Origin of the sequence: Streptomyces chartreusis, assembly GCF_008704715.1 — a bacterium.
Taxonomy (GTDB): Bacteria; Actinomycetota; Actinomycetes; order Streptomycetales; family Streptomycetaceae; genus Streptomyces; species Streptomyces chartreusis.
In genome coordinates this window covers 1,030,500-1,054,329 of sequence record NZ_CP023689.1, presented here as the reverse complement: position 1 = coordinate 1,054,329, position 23,830 = coordinate 1,030,500, and the positions used below count along the sequence as shown (strand labels likewise).

Genomic DNA, 23,830 nt, shown 5'->3' with positions numbered 1-23,830 from the left:
GCCGCGAAGAAAGGTCCGTCACCATGCGGGTGCTGTGCAGCATCACCGGCTCGCCCTCCCACGCGCGCGCCTGCCTGCCGCTCGTGCGGGCCCTCGGCGACGCCGGACATGAAGTCCTCGTCGTCACCGCCGACAAACTCGCGCCCGTCCTCGCCGGCGAGCGGGCCCGCGTCGAGGGCGTCTACACCGACATCACCGCCCAGGGCATGCGGCTGCTGTTCGAGGGCAAGCTGCCCATCCCCGAGGAGTTCAGCCGCTTCGCCCACGACCTGTGGGCCACCCTCGGCGCCGGACCCCAACTCGACGACGCCTACGACCTGTTGCTGCCACTCGCCCGCGAGTTCCGGCCCGACGTCATCCTGCGCGACGGCTACGAGTTCGCCGCGCTCCTCGTCGCCGAGACCCTCGGCGTACCCCATGTCCCCGCGCCCTCCGGCTCGGGCCAGTTCCTCGACCCGGAACTGCTGCTCCCGCTGCTGAACGACCGCCGCCGCGCCCTCGGCCTGCCCGAGAGCGACGACCCGGTGGCCGTCTACCGGCACGGACGCCTCGACTGCATGCCCGCCCCCTACTCCTTCGCCCGCCCCCTCGCCCCCGGCGCCGTCGCCTACCGCCAGCCCCGCACCGTCACCCGCGGCGAGAGCCTGCCCGACTGGTTCGACGAACTGCCCGCCGACAAGCCCCTCGTACTCGCCTCACTCGGCACGGGACTGCCCGGCACCGTCCTCGAATTCCTCGACAAGGCCCGCGAGTTCGGCGCCCCCATCCCCGTCTACGACCCGGCAGAGCCCCTCGACACGGTCGTCGAGGCGCTGTCCGCACTGGACTGCGCCGCCGTCGTCTCCACGCTCGGCATGCCCGTGGACACCGCGAAGGCCGCACCCCACGTCCGCGTCGTCGACCGCTTCCCGCAGCAACTCCTCCTCGAGCACGCCGCGCTGTTCGTCACCCACGGCGGCTACAACAGCATCCGCGAGGCCGTGCGCGCCGGCGTCCCCATGGCGGTCCGGCCCATGTTCGGCGACCAGCAGTACAACGCGCTGCGCGTCGCCGGCCTCGGACTCGGCGAGCACATCGCGAACCGGGGCGCCGAACCCATGGTGGAGACCTGCCACCGGCTCCTGGCCGACGAGAACGTCACCGACGAGGCCCGGCGTGCCCAGAAGGAGATGCTCGCCCTGCCCGGCATCGACGCCGCAGTCACCCACCTGGAACTCCTGGCCGCCGGCTGACGGCCCCTTCCGCAGATCCGCACCGACGCCGACGCGGCCCCCGTGGCCCCGTCGGCGTCGTCGTGATCGCGACGGGCGCTCCATCTCCTTGTGTTTCCCCCAGTCGTCCGTCCGAATAATCGAACCAGTTGGACGAACGGATCAGGCCACCCCCACTTTCCCGGCCGCCGCACGCCGACGTCCCCCACAGGCCCGGTCCAGCATCCGAAGACGTGGCGACGAGTCATCCGCGGGAGAGAACGTGTCCGATCAAGCTCGCTCCACCTCGGCCACCCGCCCGATCGCGGGCACCCCACGCCCCTGGCTCCTCACCGGACGAGGCACCCGGGCCGTACGGGAACAGGCCCGCATCCTGCGCACCCTCGTCCACGACGGAGCGCCGGACCGGATCGCGGCCGCCCTGCTGCCCGGCCTCGACCCGGCCCACCCCTGCCGCGTCGCCGTCACCGCGACCGGCCCCGGCGAACTCGCCGCGGCCCTGGACGCCCTGGCCGACGGCACCCCCACCGACCGGGTCACCGAGGGCCGGACCACCGCCCGCGAGAGCGGACCCGTCTTCGTCTTCCCCGGCCACGGCTCGCAGTGGCCCGGCATGGCCCGCGAACTCCTCGACGCCTCCCCGGTGTTCGCCCGCCGCATGGACGAGTGCGCCGACGCCCTCGCCCCGCACCTCGACCACAACCCCGTCGACATCCTGCGCGGCGCGCACGCGCTGACCACACCCGACGTCACCCAGCCCGCCCTCTTCGCCGTCATGGTGTCGCTGGCCGCCCTCTGGGAGAGCGTCGGCGTACGGCCCGCGGCCGTCGTCGGGCACAGCCTCGGCGAGATCGCCGCAGCCTGCGTCGCGGGCGCCCTCACCCTCGACGACGCCGCACGTGTCGCCGCGAGCTGGGGCACCGCCCAGCTCGACCTGCACGGGCGCGGCGCCATGGTGTCCGCCCTGATGCCCGTGGAACAGCTCCGCGAACGCCTCACGCCCTGGCACGGCAGGCTCCACCTCGCGGCCGTCAACGGCCCCGACAACGGCGTGGTCTCCGGCGACACCGACGCCGCCGCCGAACTCCTCGCCGAACTGACCGCCGAAGGCGTCCGCGCCCGCACCGTCGACTACGGCGTCGCCGCCCACTCACCGCACATCGACGAGATCACCGACCGCATCCGCGCCGACCTCGCCGCCCTCACCCCAAGCCCGGCCCGCATCCCCCTCTACGCCGCCTCGGCCGGCACCGCCCTCGACGGAGTGACCCTCGACGCGGACCACTGGGCCGCCGCCCTGCGCGACCCCGTCGAGTTCGTCGCCGCCGTCGGCACCGCACTCGACGCGGGCCACCGCCACTTCCTGGAGATCAGCCCGCACCCGCTGCTCACCACCGGACTGGAGACCGTCCTCACCCGGGCGGGCGTCACCGGCACCGTCCACAGCACACTCCGCCGGGACGCCGGGAACGCCGAACGCTTCCAGTGCGCCATGGCCGAGTACTGGTCCACCGGCGGCGACCCCGACTGGACGGCGCTGCACGCCCCCGGCACCGACCCGGCCGACCTGCCCGCCGAACTCGCCGCCGCGGCAGCCGTAGAGGACCCCGGCACCACCGGCACCCCCCTCGGCGTCCAGGCGGCAGCCCTCCGCGACCGCCTCGGCGACCTGCCCGAACCCGACCGGCGCGGCGCCCTCGTCGACCTCGTCCGCACCCAGCTCGCCGACCTGCTGGAACTGCCCGGCGGCGCGCCCGCGCACATCTCCTTCCGCGACCAGGGCGTCGAATCGGCCACCGCCGTCGCCCTGCGCGACCGCCTGCGCGCGGCGACCGGACTGCCCCTCGCCCCGACCGCGGCCTTCGACTACCCGACCCCCGCCGCCCTCGGGCACCACCTCTACGAACAGCTCTACGGCGCCACCGCCGACCCCGGCACCACCGCCGGGCAAGCGCACTCCGACGAGCCGATCGCCGTCGTCGGCATGGCCTGCCGCTTCGCCGGCGACGCCGACTCGCCCGAGGCCCTGTGGCAGCTCCTGCTGGACGGCACCGACGCCGTCACCCCGCTGCCCGACGACCGGGGCTGGGACATCGAGGGCCGCTACGACCCCAGCGGCACCGCACCCGGCGGCTACCTCCAGCGCGAGGGCGGATTCCTGCGCGCCGCCGCCGACTTCGACGCCGCCTTCTTCGGCATCAGCCCGCGCGAGGCCCTCGCCATGGACCCCCAGCAGCGGCTGCTCCTGGAGACGACCTGGGAGGCGCTGGAGCGCGCCGGCATCGACCCGACGACGCTGCGGGGCACCACCACCGGCGTCTACCTCGGCCTCATGACCGTCGACTACGACCGTGCCGCCGCGCACGCCTCCACCGACGTCGCCGGCCACGTCCTGACCGGCAACGCCGTCAGCGTGGCCTCCGGGCGCATCTCCTACACCCTCGGGCTGGAGGGCCCAGCCCTCACCGTCGACACCGCCTGCTCCTCCTCCCTCGTCGCCCTGCACCTGGCCTGCGAGGCCCTGCGCAGCGGCGCCGCCACCACCGCCCTCGCCGGCGGCGCGACGGTCCTGCCGAGCCTGGAGATGTTCGCCGAGTTCTCCCGCCAGCGGGCACTCGCCCCCGACGGCCGCTGCAAGGCGTTCTCCGCACGGGCCGACGGATTCGCGCTCAGCGAAGGCGCCGGCATGCTCGTCCTGATGCCCCTGTCCGAGGCCCACCGCCAGGGCCACGAGGTCCTCGCCGTGATCCGCGGCAGCGCCATCAACCAGGACGGCGCCTCCAACGGGCTCACGGCCCCGAGCGGCCCCGCCCAGCAGCGCGTCGTCCGCCAGGCCCTCGCCAACGCCGGACTGCGCCCCGCCGACGTGGACGCCGTCGAGGCGCACGGCACGGGCACCCGGCTCGGCGACCCCATCGAGGCACACGCCCTCGCCGCCGCCTACGGCCACGACCGCGAGCAGCCCCTGTGGGTCGGCTCCGTGAAGTCCAACATCGGCCACACGCAGGCCGCCGCGGGCGTCGCCGGCGTCATCAAGATGGTCATGGCCCTGCGCGCGGAACACCTCCCGCGCACCCTGCACGCCGACGAGCCGTCCGCCCACATCGACTGGTCGGACGGCACCCTGCGACTCCTCCGCGAAGACCGGCCCTGGACCCGCGGTGAGCGTCCGCGCCGCGCGGGTGTCTCGTCGTTCGGCATCAGCGGCACCAACGCCCATCTGGTCCTCGAAGAGGCCCCCGCCACCGAGGACTTGGCCTCCGAGGAACCGCTCACGCGGCTTCCCGTGGTGCCGTGGGTCGTGTCTGCCCGCAGCGAGCGGGCCCTGCGGGACCAGCTGGACCGACTGACAGCACTCGACGCGGCCCCGCTCGACGTGGCCCGGTCACTGGCCACCACCCGCGCGACCCTGGAACACCGCACCGTCGCCCTGCACCCCGGCCCCGTCGTCTCGGGGACGGCCACGGAGGGTCGTACGGCGTGGATGTTCACGGGGCAGGGGAGTCAACGGCCGGGAATGGGCCGGGAGTTGTATGCGGCCTTCCCGGTGTTCGCGGCGGCGTTGGACGAGGTGTGCGGGCTGCTGGATGCCGAGCTCGGGTTTGATCGGTCGCTCAAGGATGTGCTGTTCGCGGAGGAGGCGGAGGACGGGACTGGGTACGCGCAGTCGGCGTTGTTCGCTTTGCAGTCGGCGCTGGTTGCGCTTCTGCGGTCGTGGGGGATGCGGCCGGAGCTGGTGTTGGGGCATTCGGTGGGTGAGTTCGCCGCCGCGTATGCCGCTGGGGTGCTCGAACTCGCTGATGCGGTACGGCTGGTGGGTGCTCGTGCTCGGTTGATGCAGGCGTTGCCCGAGGGTGGCGCGATGGCGGCCGTGGAGGCGTCCGAGGCCGAGGTCTCTGGATGGCTGGTGGACGGTGCGGTGATCGCCGCTGTCAACGGGCCGTCCGCCGTGGTGGTCTCGGGGGTAGAGGGGGCGGTTGACGCCGTTGCCGAGCGGGCGCGGGAGGCGGGGCGGCGGACGAGTCGGCTGAAGGTGTCGCACGCGTTCCACTCGCCGCTGATGGAGCCGCTGCTGGCGGAGTTCACTGCCGTGGCCGAAGAGGTCCGGTTCAACCGGCCGACCGTGGCGGCAGTCAGCACGCTGACCGGTGCCCCGCTGTCCGACCGGGACTGGACGAGTGCCGCCTACTGGGCCGAGCAGATCGTCAAGCCGGTGCGATTCCACGACGCATTGGAGTCGGCTCGCGCCCAGGGTGCCGCGCGTTTCCTGGAGATCGGCCCGGACCCGGTGCTGACCGCGCTGGCCGGTGACGTGTCCGCCGCAGCGACCCTGCGCAAGGACCGCCCGGAACCCGAGACGCTGCTCACCGCCTGCGCCGAACTCTACGTCCGAGGAGCCGAGATCGACTGGGCCGCGCTGTTCACGGGGACCGGCGCGCGCCGGGTGGACCTGCCCACGTACGCCTTCCAACGGCAGCGGTACTGGCTGGGCGACCATGCCCGGCCGGCCGGGAGCGTGGAGGGCGTCGCCGACGGGGGGTTCTGGGAACTGGTCGACCAGGGGGACGCCGACTCCCTGGCAGGAGAGCTCGGCGTGGACAGCGGTGCCCCGCTGGACGCGGTTCTGCCGGTGCTCGCCGACTGGCGCCGCAAGCGCCGCGAGGAGTCGCGACTGGCCGGGCTGCGCTACCGGATCACCTGGCGGCCGGTCCGGACCCCGGCCCCGGGCCGTCTGAACGGCACCTGGCTGATCGCCGTCGACGAGAACACCCCGGCCGAACTGGCCGACGCGGCCGCGGCCTCGCTGCGAGCCGTCGGTGCCGACGTGACAGTGAGGGCCGGTTCGGTTGTCGGCCCCGAGGCGGGTGTGACAGCCGGGACCGGATCGGCCGCCGAACCCGAGGCGGACGCGACGGTCACGACGGGACCGGCCGCCGACCCTGAGGCGCCGTACGCGGGCGTGCTGTCCCTGCTCGCCGACCCCGCGCATGTCCTGGCGCTCGCGCAGGCGCACCCGGAGAGTCGGCTGTGGTGCGTGACCTTCGGTGCCGTCGCGGTGTCCGGGCGCGAGGGGCCCGTACGTCCGGAGCAGGCCGCCGTGTGGGGGCTGGGCCGGGTCATGGCGCTGGAGCAGCCCGACCGTTGGGGCGGGCTCATCGACATGCCGGACGAGCCGCTGGCCCGGCTCTGGCAGCGGGTCGCGGCCGTGCTCGCCGCCGGGGGAGCGGGGGAGGACCAGCTCGCCGTGCGCGTGAGCGGCGTCCACGCCGCCCGCCTGGTGCGCGACCGCTCGGCGCGGCCCACGCGGTCCTGGCAGCCGCGCGGCACCGTCCTGGTCACCGGCGCGACCGGCGCCCTGGGCGGACACCTCACCCGGTGGCTGGCGGTCGGCGGCGCGGACCACCTCGTACTCGTGTCGCGGCGCGGAGCCGACGCCCCCGGTGCCGCCGAACTTGGCGCGGAACTCGGCCGGTCGGGCACCGCCGTCACGTTCGTCGCGGGCGACGTCGCCGACCGGGAGACCGTCGCGTCCGTCCTGGACACCTACGCGCCGACGGCCGTCGTGCACGCCGCTGGCATCCTCGACGACGGACTCGCCGCCGACCTCACCCCCGAACGCCTCACCCGCGTCCTCGCCGTGAAGGCCGGGGCCGCCCAGCATCTGCACGAGCTGACCCGGGAGCGGGAACTGGACGCCTTCGTCCTGTTCTCGTCCGTCACCGCCGTCCTCGGCAACGCCGGACAGGCCGCCTACGCCGCCGCCAACGCCCGCCTCGACGCGCTCGCCCAGCACCGCCGCGCCGCCGGACTGCCCGCGACGTCCCTCGCCTGGGGCCCGTGGGGCGGCGCCGGCATGGCGGCCGACGAGACCGTCGCCGAGCACTTCCGCCGCCAGGGCATACGGTCCCTGGAGCCGGCCCGCGCCCTCGACGTGCTCAACCGCGTCCTCGACGAGGACGTCACCTGCACGACCGTCGTCGACGTCGACTGGCAGCGCTTCGCCGCCGCGGCCTACACCCCGCGACCGCTCCTCGCCGACCTGCCCGAGGCCGCCCCGCCCGCCATCGACGCCGGACCTGGCACACCGGCAGCGGGGACTCTCGGCACCGAACTGTCCGGTCGCACACCGGCGGAGCAGAACCGGCTGCTGCTCGACGTCGTCCTCGACCAGGTCGCCGCCGTCCTCGGACACGCCGACCGGAGTGCCGTCGACGCTGGCCGCGCCTTCAAGGACCTGGGCTTCGACTCGCTGACCGGCGTCGCCCTGCGCCACCGGCTCGCCGCCGCGACCGGGCTGGCCCTGCCCGCCACCCTCGTCTTCGACCACCCCACCCCGACCGCGCTCGCCGCGTTCCTGCGCACGCAGGTCCTCGGCGTCACCACCGACGAGATCGAGCGCGGCGGCCGGGCCCTCGCGCCCGTCGGCGCCGACGACGACCCGGTCGTCATCGTCGGCATGGGCTGCCGCTTCCCCGGCGGCGTGACCACCCCCGACCAGCTGTGGGACCTGCTCTCCTCCGGCACGGACGGCCTCACGCCGTTCCCCCGGGACCGCGGCTGGGACGTCGAGCGCCTCTACCACCCGGACCCCGGCCACTCCGGCACCACCTACGCCCGCGTCGGCGGATTCCTGCACGACGCCGCCGACTTCGACGCCGAGCTCTTCGGCATCTCCCCGCGCGAGGCCCTCGCCATGGACCCCCAGCAGCGCCTGCTGCTGGAGACCGCCTGGGAGGCACTGGAGCGCGCCGGCATCGACCCGCTGTCCCTGCGCGGAACGGCCACCGGCGTCTTCGCCGGCACCAACGGCCAGGACTACCGCGACACCGCCCACGCCCCGGGCGAGGACGTCGAGGGCTACGTCGCCACCGGCTCGGCCGCCAGCGTCCTGTCCGGGCGCGTCAGTTACACCCTCGGCCTGGAGGGCCCCGCACTCACCGTCGACACCGCCTGCTCCTCCGCGCTGGTCGCGCTCCACCTCGCCGCGCAGGCCATCCGGCAGGGCGAATGCCGCACCGCCCTCGCCGGCGGTGTGACCGTGATGGCCACGCCGGGCATCTTCGTCGAGTTCTCCCGCCAGCGCGCCCTGTCCGCCGACGGCCGCTGCAAGGCCTTCGCCGAGGGCGCCGACGGCACCGGCTGGTCCGAGGGTGCCGCCGTCCTCGTACTGGAACGCCTCTCCGACGCGCGCCGCGCAGGCCACCCCGTGCTCGCGGTGCTGCGCGGCTCCGCCGTCAACCAGGACGGCGCGTCCAACGGCCTGACCGCGCCCAACGGGCCCTCGCAGCAGCGGGTGATCCGGCAGGCCCTGTCGGCGGCGGGTCTGCGTCCCGCGGACGTGGACGCCGTCGAGGCGCACGGCACCGGCACGAGCCTCGGAGACCCGATCGAGGCGCAGGCCCTGCTCGCGACCTACGGCCAGGACCGCGAGGAGCCGCTGTGGCTCGGGTCGGTGAAGTCCAACATCGGCCACACCCAGGCGGCGGCCGGCGCGGCAGGCGTCATGAAGATGGTCCTCGCCCTGCGCGCCGGGCAACTGCCGCCGACCCTGTACGTCGACGCCCCCTCCAGCCGCGTCGACTGGGACTCCGGCGCCGTGAGGCTGCTCACCGAGGCGCGACCCTGGGCACACGGCGAACGCCCGCGCCGGGCCGGTGTGTCGGCGTTCGGGATCAGCGGGACCAATGCGCACGTGATCGTGGAGGAGGCGCCGCGGTCGGACACGGCTGCTCTGGGCGGCCCCGCCGCCGAGGCACCGCGAGCGGGCACGCCGACCGTCGGCGCGCTCGCCGCCGACCTGGAGGACGCGCCGGTCCCCGGTGCAGGTCGAGCAGGCGTGCCGGCCGTCGACGCTTCCGCCCACGAGGCATCGCACGCAGGCACTTCGACCGTCGCCGCCCCACCCGGCCCCGTCGGCGCCGTGCCCTGGATCCTCTCCGGCCGGACCCGTCAGGCCCTGCGGGCGCAGGCCGCCCGGCTCGTCGAGCACCTCGCCGAACGGCCCGGCCACGACCCGGCGGACGTGGGCCGCACGCTGGCCACCGCCCGTGCCGCCCTCGACCACCGTGCCGTCCTGGTCGGCGACGACCCGGCCGCCCTGATCGCGGCCGCCACCGCCCTCGCCGACGGCGACCCCACCGCCCAGGTCACCTCCGTCGCGGGCGAGGGCCGCACGGTGTGGGCCTTCACCGGGCAGGGCAGCCAGCGTCCCGGCATGGGCCGCGAACTGTACGACGCCCACCCGCTCTTCGCCCGCAGCCTCGACGACACCTGCGCACTGCTCGACGCCGAACTCGGCGGCGCCGACGGCTTCGACACCCCGCTGCGCGCCGCGATGTTCGCCACACCGGACAGCCCCGAGGCCGCCCTGCTGGGCCGTACCGGATACGCGCAGGCCGCTCTGTTCGCCCTCCAGATCGCCCTCACCGAACTGCTGCGGTCCTGGGGCCTCGCCCCCGACGCGCTCGTAGGTCACTCCATCGGCGAGCTGGCCGCCGCCCACACCGCCGGTGTCCTCGAACTCCCCGACGCCGTACGGCTGGTGGCCGCCCGTGCCCGGCTGATGCAGGCGCTGCCCGAGGGCGGCGCGATGGCCGCCGTGGAGGCCGACCCCGAGGAGGTCGAGCCCTGGCTGACCGACGGCGCGGTCGTCGCCGCCGTGAACGGGCCCGCCGCCGTCGTGGTCTCCGGCACGGAGACCGCCGTGGACGCCGTGCTGACCATCGCGCGCGAGCAGGGCCGGCGCGTCACCCGGCTCAAGGTGTCGCACGCCTTCCACTCGCCGCTGATGGAGCCGATGCCGGCCGAGTTCGCCGCCGTGGCGAACGACCTCACCTACCGGCGGCCCCGAATACCGGCCGTCAGCACCGTCACCGGCCGGCCCCTCGCCGCCGACGACTGGGCGAGCGCCGACTACTGGGTACGCCAGGTGCGCCGGCCCGTCCTCTTCCACGACGCCGTACGCACCGTCACCGGCGAACTCGGCGCCACCCGCCTGCTCGAACTCGGCCCCGACCCGGTACTCGCCGCCCTCGCCCAGCGCACCGCCCCCGACCTGACCGTGGCTGTCGCCGCCCTGCGCGCCGGCCGGGCCGAGCCCGACAGCCTGCTCACCGCAGTCGGCGAACTCTTCGTCCGCGGCACCCGGGTGGACTGGGCGGAAGTCTTCCGTGACACGAACGCCCAGCTGACCGACTTGCCCACCTACGCCTTCCAGCGCGAGCGCTTCTGGCTCCCCGACCGCGCCGCCCACCGGCCCGCCGACGAGGGTTCCAAGGACGAGTTCTGGCAGCTCGTCGACACCGCCGACCCCGCCGCCGTGGCCCACGAACTCGGCCTGCCCGAAGGCGCCTCGCTGGGCGCGCTGCTCCCGGCCCTGACGCAGTGGCGACGCCGGCACGAGGAGCGTGCCGCGCAGGACCGCAGGCGCTACCGCGTGGTCTGGAAGCCGGTGCCGACACCGCGCACGGCGCGCCTCACCGGCCGCTGGCTGATCGCCGCCCCCGCCGGCGCACAGGACACCGACGCCTGCCTCGACGCACTGCGCACCGCGGGCGCCGACGCCGAACTCCTCACCCTGCCCGCGCAGACGGAGACCGCGGAACTCGCCGCGCACATCCACGAGTACGGCCCGGACGGCATCGTCGTCCTCCCGGACAGCGGCGATGCGCTCCCCACACCCCACCTCAACCTCCTCCAGGCGCTGGCCACCGGCGAACCGGCGATCCCGGTGTGGGCCGTCACCCGGTCCGCCGTAGCCGTCGCCGGGGAACCCCTCACCCACCCCGACCAGGCGCAGATCTGGGGCTTCGGCCGCTCGGCCGCCCTCGAACTGCCCGGCCTGTGGGGCGGCCTCGTCGACCTCCCTGACGACGCCGGCCCCGGCGACTGGCAGCGCCTCGCCGCCGCCCTCGCCGCCCCCGGTTCCGGGGACCAGCTCGCCGTCCGCGCCTCCGGCGTCCACGCCGCCCGCCTCGCCCACGACGAGGCGAAGAACACCGGTGCCCCCGGACTGCCGGCGCCGCGCGGAACCGTACTGATCACCGGCGGCACCGGCGCACTCGGCGCCCACGTAGCCCGACGCCTCGCCGAGCGCGGCGCCCCACACCTGCTGCTGGTCTCCCGCAGCGGCGCCCACGCGCCCGGCGCCGACGCGCTGCGCGACGAACTCACCGCCCACGGCACCCGCGTCACCCTCGCCGCCTGCGACGTGTGCGACCGCGACGCACTGGCCGAGCTGATCGCCGCGATCCCCGCCGAGACACCGCTGACCGGCGTCGTCCACACGGCCGGGCTCCCCCAGAACACCCCGCTCACCGACACCACCCCGAACAGCCTCGCCCAGGTGGTCTCCGCCAAGGTCACCGGGGCGAGGCACCTCCACGAACTGACCGCCGGCCTCGACCTCGACCTGTTCGTGCTGTTCTCGTCCGTGGCCGCCGTCTGGGGCAGCGGCGGCCAGGCCGCCTACGCCGCGGGCAACGCCTACCTCGACGCCCTCGCCCAGCACCGGCGTGCCCTCGGCCTGCCCGCGACCTCCGTCGCCTGGGGCCCGTGGAGCGGCGGCGGCATGGCAGCCGACGAAGAGGTCGCCGACCATCTCACCGGACGCGGTCTCGCCCTCCTCACGCCGGACAGCGCCCTCACCGCCCTGGAACAGGCGCTCCTCACGGACCGCACCTGCGTGACCGTCGCGGACGTCGACTGGGAACGCTTCGCCCCCACCTTCACCTTCACCCGGCCCAGCCCGCTCATCGCCGACCTGCCCGAGGTCACCACCGCCCAGGCCGCGACAACCGACACCTACGATCGCCCCGAGGGCGAACTCGCCCGCGCCCTGCGCGACCTTCCCCCGGCCGAGCAGCACCGCACCCTCCTCGACCTGGTCCAGTCCCAGGTCGCCGCCGTCCTCGGCCATGCCTCCCCGGCCGGCATCGACCCCGAACGCGCCTTCAAGGACCTCGGCTTCGACTCCCTCACCGCGGTCGACCTGCGCAACCGGCTCGCCGCGAGCACCGAGGTCGCTCTGCCCACCACGCTCGTCTTCGACCACCCCACCCCGAGCGCCCTCACCACCCACCTGCGCGACCGCCTCCTCGGCACGGACACCGCCCCGGGCTCGACCGCCGCCGCATCCGCTCCCTCGGCCGACGACGAACCCATCGCCGTCATCGGCATGGGCTGCCGCTTCCCCGGCGGCATCCAGTCACCGGAAGACCTCTGGGACGTCCTGACCGCCGGCGAGGACCGCATGTCGCCGTTCCCGGACGACCGCGGCTGGGACGTCCCCGGCCTGCTGGAGTCCACCTCGGCGGCCCTCGGCACCCCCTTCGCCGGACGCGGCGGCTTCATCCCCGACGTCGCGGGCTTCGACGCCGAACTGTTCGGTATCTCCCCGCGCGAGGCCCTCGCCATGGACCCCCAGCAGCGCCTGCTCCTGGAAACCGCCTGGGAGGCGCTGGAGCGCGCCGGTATCGACCCGACCTCGCTGCGCGGCACGGCGACCGGCGTATACGCGGGCGTCTCCGCCAACGGCTATGGCGGTTCCGTGCACGAGGCCGACGGCGACTCCGCCGGCTACCTGCTCACCGGAAGCACCCCCAGCGTCGCCTCCGGCCGCCTTTCCTACGTCCTCGGCCTCGAAGGCCCCGCCGTCTCCGTCGACACCGCCTGCTCCTCCGCTCTGGTCGCCCTGCATCTCGCCTGCCAGGCCCTGCGCTCCGGCGAGTGCGACACGGCACTCGCGGGCGGCGCCACCGTCATGGCCAACCCCACGGCGTTCGTGGAGTTCTCCCGCCAGCGCGGCCTCGCCCCCGACGGAAACTGCAAGCCCTTCGCCGAGGCGGCCGACGGCACCGGCTGGTCCGAAGGCGCCGGTGTGCTGGTCCTCATGCGCCGGTCCGAGGCCGAACGCCGCGGCCACCGGATCCTCGCCCTCGTCCGAGGCTCCGCCGTCAACCAGGACGGTGCCTCCAACGGCCTGACCGCGCCCAACGGTCCCTCCCAGCAGCGGGTGATCCGGCAGGCCCTGTCGGCGGCCGGCCTGAACCCCGCCGACGTGGACGCCGTCGAGGCGCACGGCACGGGCACCCGCCTCGGTGACCCGATCGAGGCGCAAGCGCTCCTCGCGACCTACGGCCAAGACCGCGACGAACCCCTCTACCTCGGGTCCGTGAAGTCCAACATCGGCCACACCCAGTCCGCCGCCGGAGTCGCCGGCATCATCAAGATGGTCATGGCGCTCCACGCCCAGCGCCTGCCACGCACCCTGCACGTCGACGCCCCGTCCTCGCACGTCGACTGGGAGGCCGGCGCGGTACGCCTGCTCACCGACGAGCACGACTGGCCTTGCGGCGAACGCCCGCGCCGCGCCGGCGTCTCCTCCTTCGGCATCAGCGGCACCAACGCCCACGTCATCGTCGAAGAGGCCCCGCCCGCCCCGGCGGTGGAGCCGGAGCAGGGGCACAGCACACCGCCCGTCGTGCCCTGGGTCGCGTCCGCACGCACGGCCACCGCCCTGAAGGCCCACATCGAACGACTGACCTCCCTCGACGCCGACCCCCTCCACATCGGCCTCTCCCTTGCCACCGGCCGCGCCACCCTCGAACACCGCGCGGTGCTCGGCCTGACCGACACGGCGGTCATGGGCTCGGTCGTCGAGGGGCGTACGGCGTGGATGTTCACGGGGCAGGGGAGTCAACGGCCGGGGATGGGGCGGGAGTTGTATGCGGCCTTCCCGGTGTTCGCGGAGGCTCTGGACGAGGTGTGCGGGCTGCTGGATGCCGAGCTCGGGTTTGATCGGTTGCTCAAGGATGTGCTGTTCGCGGAGGAGGCGGAGGACGGGACTGGGTACGCGCAGTCGGCGTTGTTCGCTTTGCAGTCGGCGCTGGTGGTGCTTCTGCGGTCGTGGGGGATGGGGCCGGAGCTGGTGTTGGGGCATTCGGTGGGTGAGTTCGCCGCCGCGTATGCGGCCGGGGTGCTCGAACTCGCTGATGCGGTAGGGCTGGTGGGTGCTCGTGCTCGGTTGATGCAGGCGTTGCCCGAGGGTGGCGCGATGGCGGCCGTGGAGGCGTCGGAGGTCGAGGTCTCTGGATGGTTGGTGGACGGTGCGGTGATCGCGGCCGTCAACTCGCCCACGGCGATCGTGGTGTCCGGTACCGAGGCCGCCGTCCAGACGGTCGCCGAGCGGGCCCGGGACGCGGGGCGGCGGACGAGCCGCCTGAAGGTGTCGCACGCGTTCCACTCGCCGCTGATGGAGCCGGTGCTGGCCGAGTTCACCACGGTGGCCGAGCAGGTGACCTACAACCGACCGACCATCGCGGCGATCAGCACCCTCACCGGCGCCCCGCTGTCCGACGGGGACTGGACGAGTGCCGCCTACTGGGCCGAGCAGATCATCAAGCCGGTGCGATTCCACGACGCATTGGAGTCGGCTCGCGTCCAAGGTGCCGCGCGTTTCCTGGAGATCGGCCCGGACCCGGTGCTGACCGCGCTGGCCGGTGACGTGTCCGCCGCCGCGACCCTGCGCAAGGACCGCCCCGAACCCGAGACGCTGCTCACCGCCTGCGCCGAACTCTTCGTCCGGGGCGCCGACTTCGACTGGTCCGCCCTCTTCGAAGGAACCGGCGCCCACCGCGTCGACCTGCCCACCTACCCCTTCCAGCGGCAACGCTACTGGCTCGAACCCACCCGCCCGGTCCTCGACGCCGGTGGGCTCGGCCTCGGTGCGACCCGGCATCCGATGCTCGGGGCCGCCGTACGGCTGGCGGGTTCCGACACCGCCGTCCTCACGTCGCGGCTGTCGGTCCGCACGCACCCCTGGCTCGGCGATCACACGGTCGACGGCACGGTCGTCGTCCCCGGCACCGCGCTGCTCGAACTCGCCGTCCAGGCCGCCGACCACGTCGGTCTCCACGGCGTGGACGAGCTGACGCTGCGCGCCCCGCTGGTGCTCGCACACGACGGTGCCGTACAGGTGCAGACGTCGGTCGACCCGGCCGAGGCCGAGGGGACGCGCACCGTCCGTATCCACGCCCGGCCGGACGGAGCGCCCGACGTCGAGCCGTGGACGCTGCACGCCACCGGCACCCTCGGGGCGGCCCGGCCAGCCGTGGCCGACTGGGACCTGCGGGTCTGGCCGCCCGACGGGGCCGAGCCCGTCGAGGTCGACGGCCTGTACGCGCGTCTGGCCGAGACCGGGATGGTCTACGGCCCGGCGTTCCAGGGCCTGCGTGCGCTGTGGCGGGCGGGCGACGATCTGTTCGTCGAGGCGGAGCTGCCCGAGCACACGGCCGACGACGCGTCCGGCTTCGCACTGCACCCGGCTCTCCTCGACGCCGTGCTGCACGCGCTCGGCATCGACGACACCGAGGCCGACGCCCAGGCGGGGAAGGGTCGCCGGAAGGCACTTCTGCCGTTCCTGTGGTCCGGCGTGCAGCCGACGGCCGTCGGAGCGTCCGCCGTACGGGCCCGGCTGAGCGTCCGTGCCCCCGGCGAGGTCGCCCTGCGGATCGCGGACGCCGCCGGTGAACCCGTCGCCGACATCACGCAGTTGGTACTGCGGCCCGTGGCGGCCGGAGAGGTCGGTACCGGCAGGGCCCGGCATCTGTACCGGATGCGATGGACGCCTGTGGCCGCTGTACCGGCAGGGACGTCCACGGAACTCGCCGTGCTGGGGGACGCCGGGTCCCTCACGGCCGCGAACGGGGTCACCGTCGTCCCCGACCTCGCCGCTCTCACCACCGCCGAGACCGCCCCGGCGCTCGTCCTGCTGCCCGTCCTCGCGGGGCAGGAGGCGTCCGATGTGCTCACCGCCCTCCAGGCCTGGCTCGCCGAACCAGGCCTCGCCGGCGCCCGGTTGGCCGTCATCACCACCGGTATGCGCACCGACCCGGTGGCAGCCGCCGTATGGGGACTCGTCCGTACGGCGATCAGTGAGCACCCCGACCGGTTCGTGCTGGCCGACACCGACGGAACGCCCGAGTCGTGGCAGGCGCTGACCGAACGGCTCGGGGCGCTCATCGACGCCGGAGAGACCCAACTCGCCTTCCACGACGGGCAGGTGCTCCAGCCCCGCCTCGGCCGGGTGACGGACACGGTGACCGGCGCCCCGGGCTGGCCCGGCGACGGCACCGTACTGATCACCGGCGGCACGGGCGGGCTGGGGGCCCTGGTCGCCCGGCATCTCGTGACCGCACACGGCGTACGCGATCTGCTGCTGCTCTCGCGCAGCGGCCCCGAGGCGCCCGGCGCCGACCATCTGGTCAGCGAACTCGCCGGCCACGGGGCCAGGGTCGCCGTCACCGCCTGCGACGTGACCGACCGCGCCGCGCTCGAAGCGGCCCTGTCAGGCGTGCCGTTGAGCGCCGTCGTGCACACGGCGGGCGTCCTCGACGACGGCGTCCTCACCGACCTCACCCCCGACCGGCTGGCGCGCGTCCTCGCCGCGAAGACCGAATCGGCCCTGCATCTAGAGGAGTTGACGGCTGACCGCGACCTGCGCGCGTTCGTGCTGTTCTCCGCCGTCGCCGGAGTCGTCGGCTCCGCCGGACAGGCCGCATACGCCGCCGCCAACGCCGCGCTCGACGCCCTCGCCGCCCGCCGCCACGCGCGCGGCCTGCCCGCCACCTCTTTGGCCTGGGGCATGTGGGAACACACCGCGGGCATGGGCGGCCGGCTGACCGACGTCGACGTGGCCCGCATGCGCCGCCTCGGCTACCCGGCACTGGCCACCGAGGACGCGCTCGCCCTCCTCGACGACGCGCTGCGCACCGGGGAGCCGGCCCTCGTGCCCGCCGCCCTCGACACCGCCGCGCTGGCCGCACGCGGCGATGCCCTGCCCGCCGTACTGCACGGCCTCGTTCCCGCGGCCCGCCGCAGGCGCCCGGCCCACCGCACCGCCGGCGCGGACGTGCCGCTCGCCGCCCGACTGCGTGGCCTGCCCCGCGCCGAGCAGGACCGCGCCCTGCTCGACCTGGTGCAGACCCAGGTCGCCGCCGTGCTCGGCCATGTGGACGCCGCCGCCGTGGACCCCTCCCGCGCCTTCAAGGACATCGGCTTCGACTCGCTCACCGCCGTCGACCTGCGCAACCACCTCGGCAGCGCGACCGGCCTGCGCCTCCCGGCGACCCTCGTCTTCGACCACCCGAGTCCCAGCGCCCTCGCCGCGTTCGTGCACCGCGAACTCCTCGGCGAGGACCCGGCCGACGAACCCGCCGCACCGGCCGCGCGCCCGGCCGGCTCCGACGAACCCATCGCGATCGTCGGCATGGGCTGCCGCTACCCCGGCGGCATCACCTCCCCGGAGGACCTGTGGCGCCTGGTCGCCGACGGCGCCGACGGCATCACCGGCTTCCCCACCGACCGCGGCTGGGACCTCGACGGGCTCTACGACCCCGACCCCGACCGACCGGGCACCGCCTACGTCCGCGAAGGCGGATTCCTGCACGACGCCGCCGACTTCGACGCCGAACTGTTCGGTATTTCCCCGCGAGAGGCCCTCGCCATGGACCCCCAGCAGCGCCTGCTGCTGGAGACCGCCTGGGAGGCACTGGAGCGCGCGGGCATCGACCCGACCTCCCTGCGCGGCACCGACACCGGCGTCTACGCGGGCCTCATGTACCACGACTACGCCGCCCGGCTGCACACCGTCCCCGACGAGGTCGAGGGCTACCTCGGCAACGGCAACGCGGGCAGCGTCTTCTCCGGCCGTATCGCCTACGTCTTCGGGTTCGAGGGACCGGCGGTCACCGTCGACACCGCCTGCTCCTCCTCCCTCGTCGCCCTGCACCTGGCCTGCCAGGCCCTGCGCTCCGGCGAATGCGGTACGGCACTCGCCGGCGGCGTGACCGTGATGGCCACCCCGCAGACCTTCGTGGAGTTCTCCCGCCAGCGCGGCCTGGCCGCCGACGGCCGCTGCAAGTCCTTCGCGGACGGCGCCGACGGCACGGGCTGGGCCGAGGGCGCCGGCGTCCTGGTGCTCATGCGCCTGTCCGAGGCCCGCCGCCGGGGACACCGCGTCCTCGGCGTGGTCCGAGGGACCGCCGTCAACCAGGACGGTGCCTCCAACGGATTGACCGCGCCCAACGGGCCCTCGCAGCAGCGGGTGATCCGGCAGGCCCTGTCGGCGGCCGGTCTGCGTCCCGCCGATGTGGACGCCGTCGAGGCCCACGGCACCGGCACCCGCCTCGGCGACCCGATCGAGGCACAGGCCCTGCTCGCCGCCTACGGCCAGGACCGCGACGAACCCCTCTACCTCGGGTCGATCAAGTCGAACATCGGCCACACGCAGGCCGCCGCCGGAGTCGCCGGTGTCATCAAGATGGTGATGGCCATGCGCGCCGAGCGCCTGCCGCGCACCCTGCACGTGGACGAGCCGTCGTCGCACGTCGACTGGGAGGCAGGCGCCGTCGCCCTGCTCACCGAGGAACGCCCCTGGACACGCGGCGAACGCCCGCGCCGCGCCGGCGTCTCCTCCTTCGGCATCAGCGGCACCAACGCCCATGTCGTCGTCGAGGAACCCCCGCTCGCCGAGTGGACACCGGCCCCCACGGCCGGGCTCCCGCTCATCCCCTGGATCGTCTCCGCCCACACGGCCGACGCCCTGCGCGCCCAGACCGAGCGTCTGACGTCCACGACCGGCGCCCCCCTCGACATCGGCCTCTCCCTGGCCACGACACGGGCCCGGCTCGAACACCGGGCCGTAGTCCTCGGCCCCGACACCACCGCCCTGCAGGCCGCACTCACCGAGCCCGTGGTCAGCGGCGCGGCGATCGAGGGGCGTACGGCGTGGATGTTCACGGGGCAGGGGAGTCAACGGCCGGGGATGGGGCTGGAGTTGTATGCGGCCTTCCCGGTGTTCGCGGCGGCGTTGGACGAGGTGTGCGGGCTGCTGGATGCCGAGCTCGGGTTTGATCGGTTGCTCAAGGATGTGCTGTTCGCCGAGGAGGCGGAGGACGGGACTGGGTACGCGCAGTCGGCGTTGTTCGCTTTGCAGTCGGCGCTGGTTGCGCTTCTGCGGTCGTGGGGGATGCGGCCGGAGCTGGTGTTGGGGCATTCGGTGGGTGAGTTCGCCGCCGCGTATGCCGCTGGGGTGCTCGAACTCGCTGATGCGGTACGGCTGGTGGGTGCTCGTGCTCGGTTGATGCAGGCGTTGCCCGAGGGCGGCGCGATGGTCGCCGTGGAGGCGTCCGAGGTCGAGGTCTCTGGATGGCTGGTGGACGGTGCGGTGATCGCGGCCGTCAACTCACCCACCGCGATCGTGGTGTCCGGCACCGAGGCCGCCGTCCAGACGGTCGCCGAGCGGGCCCGGGATACGGGGCTGCGAGCCAGGCGACTCCGGGTCTCCCACGCGTTCCACTCGCCGCTGATGGAGCCGGTGCTCGCCGAGTTCACCACGGTGGCCGAGCAGGTGACCTTCCACGGGCCGACCGTGGCCGCCGTCAGCACCATGACCGGTGCCCCGCTGTCCGACGGGGACTGGACGAGTGCCGCCTACTGGGCCGAGCAGATCATCAAGCCCGTCCTGTTCCATGACGCATTGGAGTCCGCTCGCGCCCAGGGTGCCGCGCGTTTCCTGGAGATCGGCCCGGACCCGGTGCTGACCGCGCTGGCCGGTGACGTGTCCGCCGCAGCGACCCTGCGCAAGGACCGCCCGGAACCCGAGACGCTGCTCACCGCCTGCGCCGAACTCTACGTCCGAGGCGCCGACTTCGACTGGTCCGCCTTCTTCGAAGGAACCGGCGCCCACCGCATCGATCTGCCGACCTACCCCTTCCAGCGGCAACGCTACTGGCTCGACGCGCCGGCCGCCGCCGCGGACGCCGACGGTCTCGGGCTGGCACGCACGGACCACCCGCTGCTGGGTGCCGCGGTGCCGGTGGCCGGTTCGGACGCCGTGCTGCTCACGTCGAGCCTGTCGGTGCGGACGCACCCTTGGCTGGCGGATCACGCCGTGACGGGTTCGGTCGTGGTGCCGGGTACGGTCCTCGTGGAACTCGCGCTCCAGGCCGGGGAGCGGGTGGACGCAGGGCAGTTGGCCGAGTTGGCCCTGAGTGCTCCGATCGTGCTGCCGGAGCACGGCGCCGTACAGCTTCAGGTGGCGGTGGGAGCCGAGGAGGACGCCGGCCGCACGCTCCACGTGTACGCCCGCCCGCAGGAGGCCGGACCCGACGAGCCCTGGACTCTGCACGCCACAGGCAGCCTCGACACGGCCGAACCTCCCGCTCCCGACTGGGACTTGAGGACCTGGCCGCCCGCCGGTGCCGAGCCCGTGGAGTTCGGGGACCTGTACGACCGGCTCACCGCGTCCGGCCTCGACTACGGTCCCGCCTTCCGCGGTCTGCGCCGGGTCTGGCGGCACGAGGGCCGGCTGTATGCGGAGGCCGGACTGCCCGAGCCCGTGGCCGGGGACGCCGCCTCCTACGGCCTGCATCCGGCGCTCCTGGACACCGTCCTGCACGGCCTCGGTCTGCACGCGGAGACCACCGACGGCTCGCTGCCCTTCCTGTGGTCCGGCGTCCGCCTGGCCGCCGTGGGCGCGGGTACCGTCCGGGCCCGGCTGACCCCGCGCGGCGCCGGGGACGTCGCCCTGCTGATCGCGGACGCGACCGGCGAACCGGTCGCGGAGATCGACTCCCTCGTACTGCGGGCCCAGTCCCCGCGACACCTCACCGCCACCGGCCCCGACAACCTGTACCGACCGCACTGGACCCCGGCCCCCGAGACAGCGGCCGTGCCCGAGCGGACGGTGTGGACGGTCGTCGGGAGTGCCCTCGACGGTGTCCCCGCCGTCGCCCACGCCGACTTCGACGCGCTGGCCGCGACCGGCGACGTACCGGACACGGTGCTGCTGCCGGTCGCCGCGGGCGACGGAGGTGACGTGGCCGCCACGGTCGCTCCCGTCCTCTCCCGGCTTCAGCAGTGGCTGGCCGACGAGCGGTTCGCCGCCTCGCGCCTCGTCGTGCTGACCGAGGGAGCCGTACGCGTCGAGAGCGCCTCGGACGGGGCGCCGGATGTCGCGTCGGCCGGTGTGTGGGGGCTGGTGCGTTCCGCGATCAGTGAGAACCCCGGGCGGTTCGCCCTCGCCGACACCGACGGCGACCCGGCCTCCCTGGACGCCCTCGCCTCGGTCCTGCGTGCCACCGACGAGACGCAGTTCGCGGTGCGTGGCGGTCGTGTGTGGCTGCCGCGGCTCGTCAAAATGGCCGTCGACGGGGTGCTCGCCCCGCCCGCCGGTGACGGTGACGCGTGGCGGTTGGACATCGTCGACCAGGGCCGTCTCGACGGCATCGCCCTCGTCCCCGAGGAACGGCGTCCGCTCGGCCCCGGCGAGGTCCGGGTCGCGATGCGGGCGGCGGGCGTCAACTTCCGCGATGTGCTGAACGTCCTGGGCATGTACCCCGGGGACGCCGGCCGGATGGGCCTGGAAGGCGCGGGCGTCGTCGTCGAGACCGGGCCCGGCGTGCACCGACCGGCGGTCGGGGACCGGGTGATGGGCATGCTCGACGCCGCCTTCGGCCCCACGGCCGTGGCCGACGCCCGCACGCTCGCGCCGATCCCGAAGGGCTGGACGTACGAGCAGGCGGCGTCCGTGCCGATCGTGTTCCTCACCGCCTACTACGCCCTGGTTGACCTCGCCGGGCTCCAGGGCGGCGAGTCCGTGCTGATCCACGCCGCCGCCGGCGGTGTCGGCATGGCCGCCGTGCAGCTGGCCCGGCATCTCGGGGCCGAGGTGTACGCCACGGCGAGCGAGGGCAAGTGGCCGGCCGTGCACGAGCTCGGCGTTCCCGCCGACCGTGTCGCCTCCTCCCGTACGACCGAGTTCGAGCACCGCTTCCGCGCGGACGGAGGCGGCGTCGACGTCGTACTCGACTCGCTCGCCGGCGAGTTCGTGGACGCGTCGCTGCGGCTGCTGCGGCCGGGCGGACGGTTCGTCGAGATGGGCAAGACCGACATCCGCGAGGCGGCCGACGTCGCCGCCGGGCACGGGGTGTCGTACCGGGCGTTCGACCTGGTGGAGGCCGGGCCCGACCGGATCGGCGAGATGCTCGGCGCCCTGCTGGAGCTGTTCGAGCAGGGCGCGCTGCGGCCGATTCCGGTGACCGCCTTCGACATCGCCCGCGCTCCCGAGGCGCTGCGGCTGCTCCAGCAGGCCAGGCACGTCGGCAAGGTCGTCCTGACCGTGCCCGCCCCCTGGTCCCGGACCGGCAGCGTGCTGATCACCGGCGGCACCGGCGGCCTCGGCGCACTGCTCGCCCGGCACCTCGTCGAACGGCACGGTGTCCGCGACCTGCTGCTGCTGTCCCGCCGCGGCGCCGAGGCCCCCGGCGCCGCCGAACTGTGCGCCGCACTTGCCGAGTCCGGAGCCCGCGTCGATGTCGTCGCCTGCGATGTCAGCGACCGCGAGCAGCTCGCCGCCGTCCTGGACGGCGTCCCGCTGAGCGCCGTGGTGCACACCGCCGGCGTCCTCGACGACGGCATCCTCACCGGCCTCACCGGCGAACGCCTCGCCCGTGTCCTGGCCGCGAAGACGGACGCCGCCCGGCATCTGCACGAGCTGACCGCCGGGCACCGCCTGGACGCCTTCGTGCTGTACTCGTCCGTCGCCGGAGTCATCGGCTCCGCCGGCCAGGCCGCCTACGCCGCCGCCAACGCCGCGCTCGACGCGCTGGCCGGTGCCCGCCGCGCGCAGGGGCTGCCCGCGGTGTCCCTCGCCTGGGGCATGTGGGAGACCGAGGCCGGCATGGGCGGCACGCTGTCGCGGGCCGAACTCGCCCGTATGCGCCGCCAGGCTTCCCCGCCCTGCCCGGTGACGAAGCCCTCGCCCTGCTCGACACCGCCCTGCGCGTCAACGAGCCCGTCGCCGTCCCCGTCGCCCTGCGCCCGGCCGCGCTCGCCGAACACGCCGACGACCTGGCCGGCGTACTGCGCGACCTCGTGCCCGCCACCCGCAGGCGCAGGGCCGCCGCACGCGACGCGTCCGGCACGGCCGAGAACCTCACCGCGCGCCTCGCCGCCCTGACCGCCCCCGAACAGGACCAGCTCCTGCTCGACCTGGTCCGCGCCCAGGTGGCCGCCGTACTCGGCCACTCCTCGCCCGCCTCCGTCGAACCCACCCGCGCCTTCAAGGACATCGGCTTCGACTCGCTCACCGCCGTCGACCTGCGCAACCGGATCGGCTCCGCCACCGCCCTGACCCTCCCGGCGACGCTCGTCTTCGACCACCCCACCCCCGAGGACCTGGTACGGCTCCTGCGCGACCGGCTCCTCGCCGACACGGCCGCACCCTTGGCGGCCGACTCCGCCGACGCCGGCATCGACCCCCAGGTACGGGACCTGCTGACCGCGATCCCGACGACCCGGCTCCGTGAGTCCGGCGTGCTCGACATGCTGCGCCGCCTCGCCGACCCGCCGGCCGCCGCCACCGGCCCCGACGACACGCGGCCCGCCACCCCCGCCGAACAGCCCCGACAGCCCGAATCCCTGGACGCGATGGGCGCCGACAGCCTCGTCCAGCTGGCCCTGAAGCGAGTGCAGCGACCGGCGTGACCCGAGGCGCCGGCCGGTCCAGCACCGGCCGGCACCCGGCACGCCCGGCTCGTTCACCGCGACCGTGGAGA

General features: G+C 74.6%; 3 protein-coding genes and 1 pseudogene. All 4 read left to right on the top strand.

The window, feature by feature from the left end:
* Positions 1-23 precede the first annotated feature (23 nt).
* The 4 genes and pseudogenes from CP983_RS04290 (at position 24) to CP983_RS45310 (ending at position 23,759) form a co-directional block, all read left to right on the top strand.
* Positions 24-1,232, top strand: a complete 1,209-nt coding sequence (locus tag CP983_RS04290; protein ID WP_150498584.1) for a glycosyltransferase — start codon at positions 24-26, stop codon at positions 1,230-1,232.
* A pseudogene (locus CP983_RS45170) lies at positions 1,156-3,099 on the top strand (acyltransferase domain-containing protein); the annotation flags it as partial. The gene CP983_RS04290 and the pseudogene CP983_RS45170, both read left to right, overlap by 77 nt.
* Before the next feature lie 81 nt (positions 3,100-3,180).
* Positions 3,181-23,232: a type I polyketide synthase gene (locus tag CP983_RS44930; RefSeq protein ID WP_483025212.1), complete on the top strand. Its 20,052-nt coding sequence runs from the start codon at positions 3,181-3,183 to the stop codon at positions 23,230-23,232.
* On the top strand, positions 23,148-23,759 hold the full coding sequence (locus tag CP983_RS45310; protein WP_189748436.1) for a phosphopantetheine-binding protein: 612 nt from the start codon (positions 23,148-23,150) through the stop codon (positions 23,757-23,759). Before CP983_RS44930 ends, CP983_RS45310 begins: the two co-directional genes overlap by 85 nt.
* The last annotated feature ends 71 nt before the right edge of the window (positions 23,760-23,830 follow it).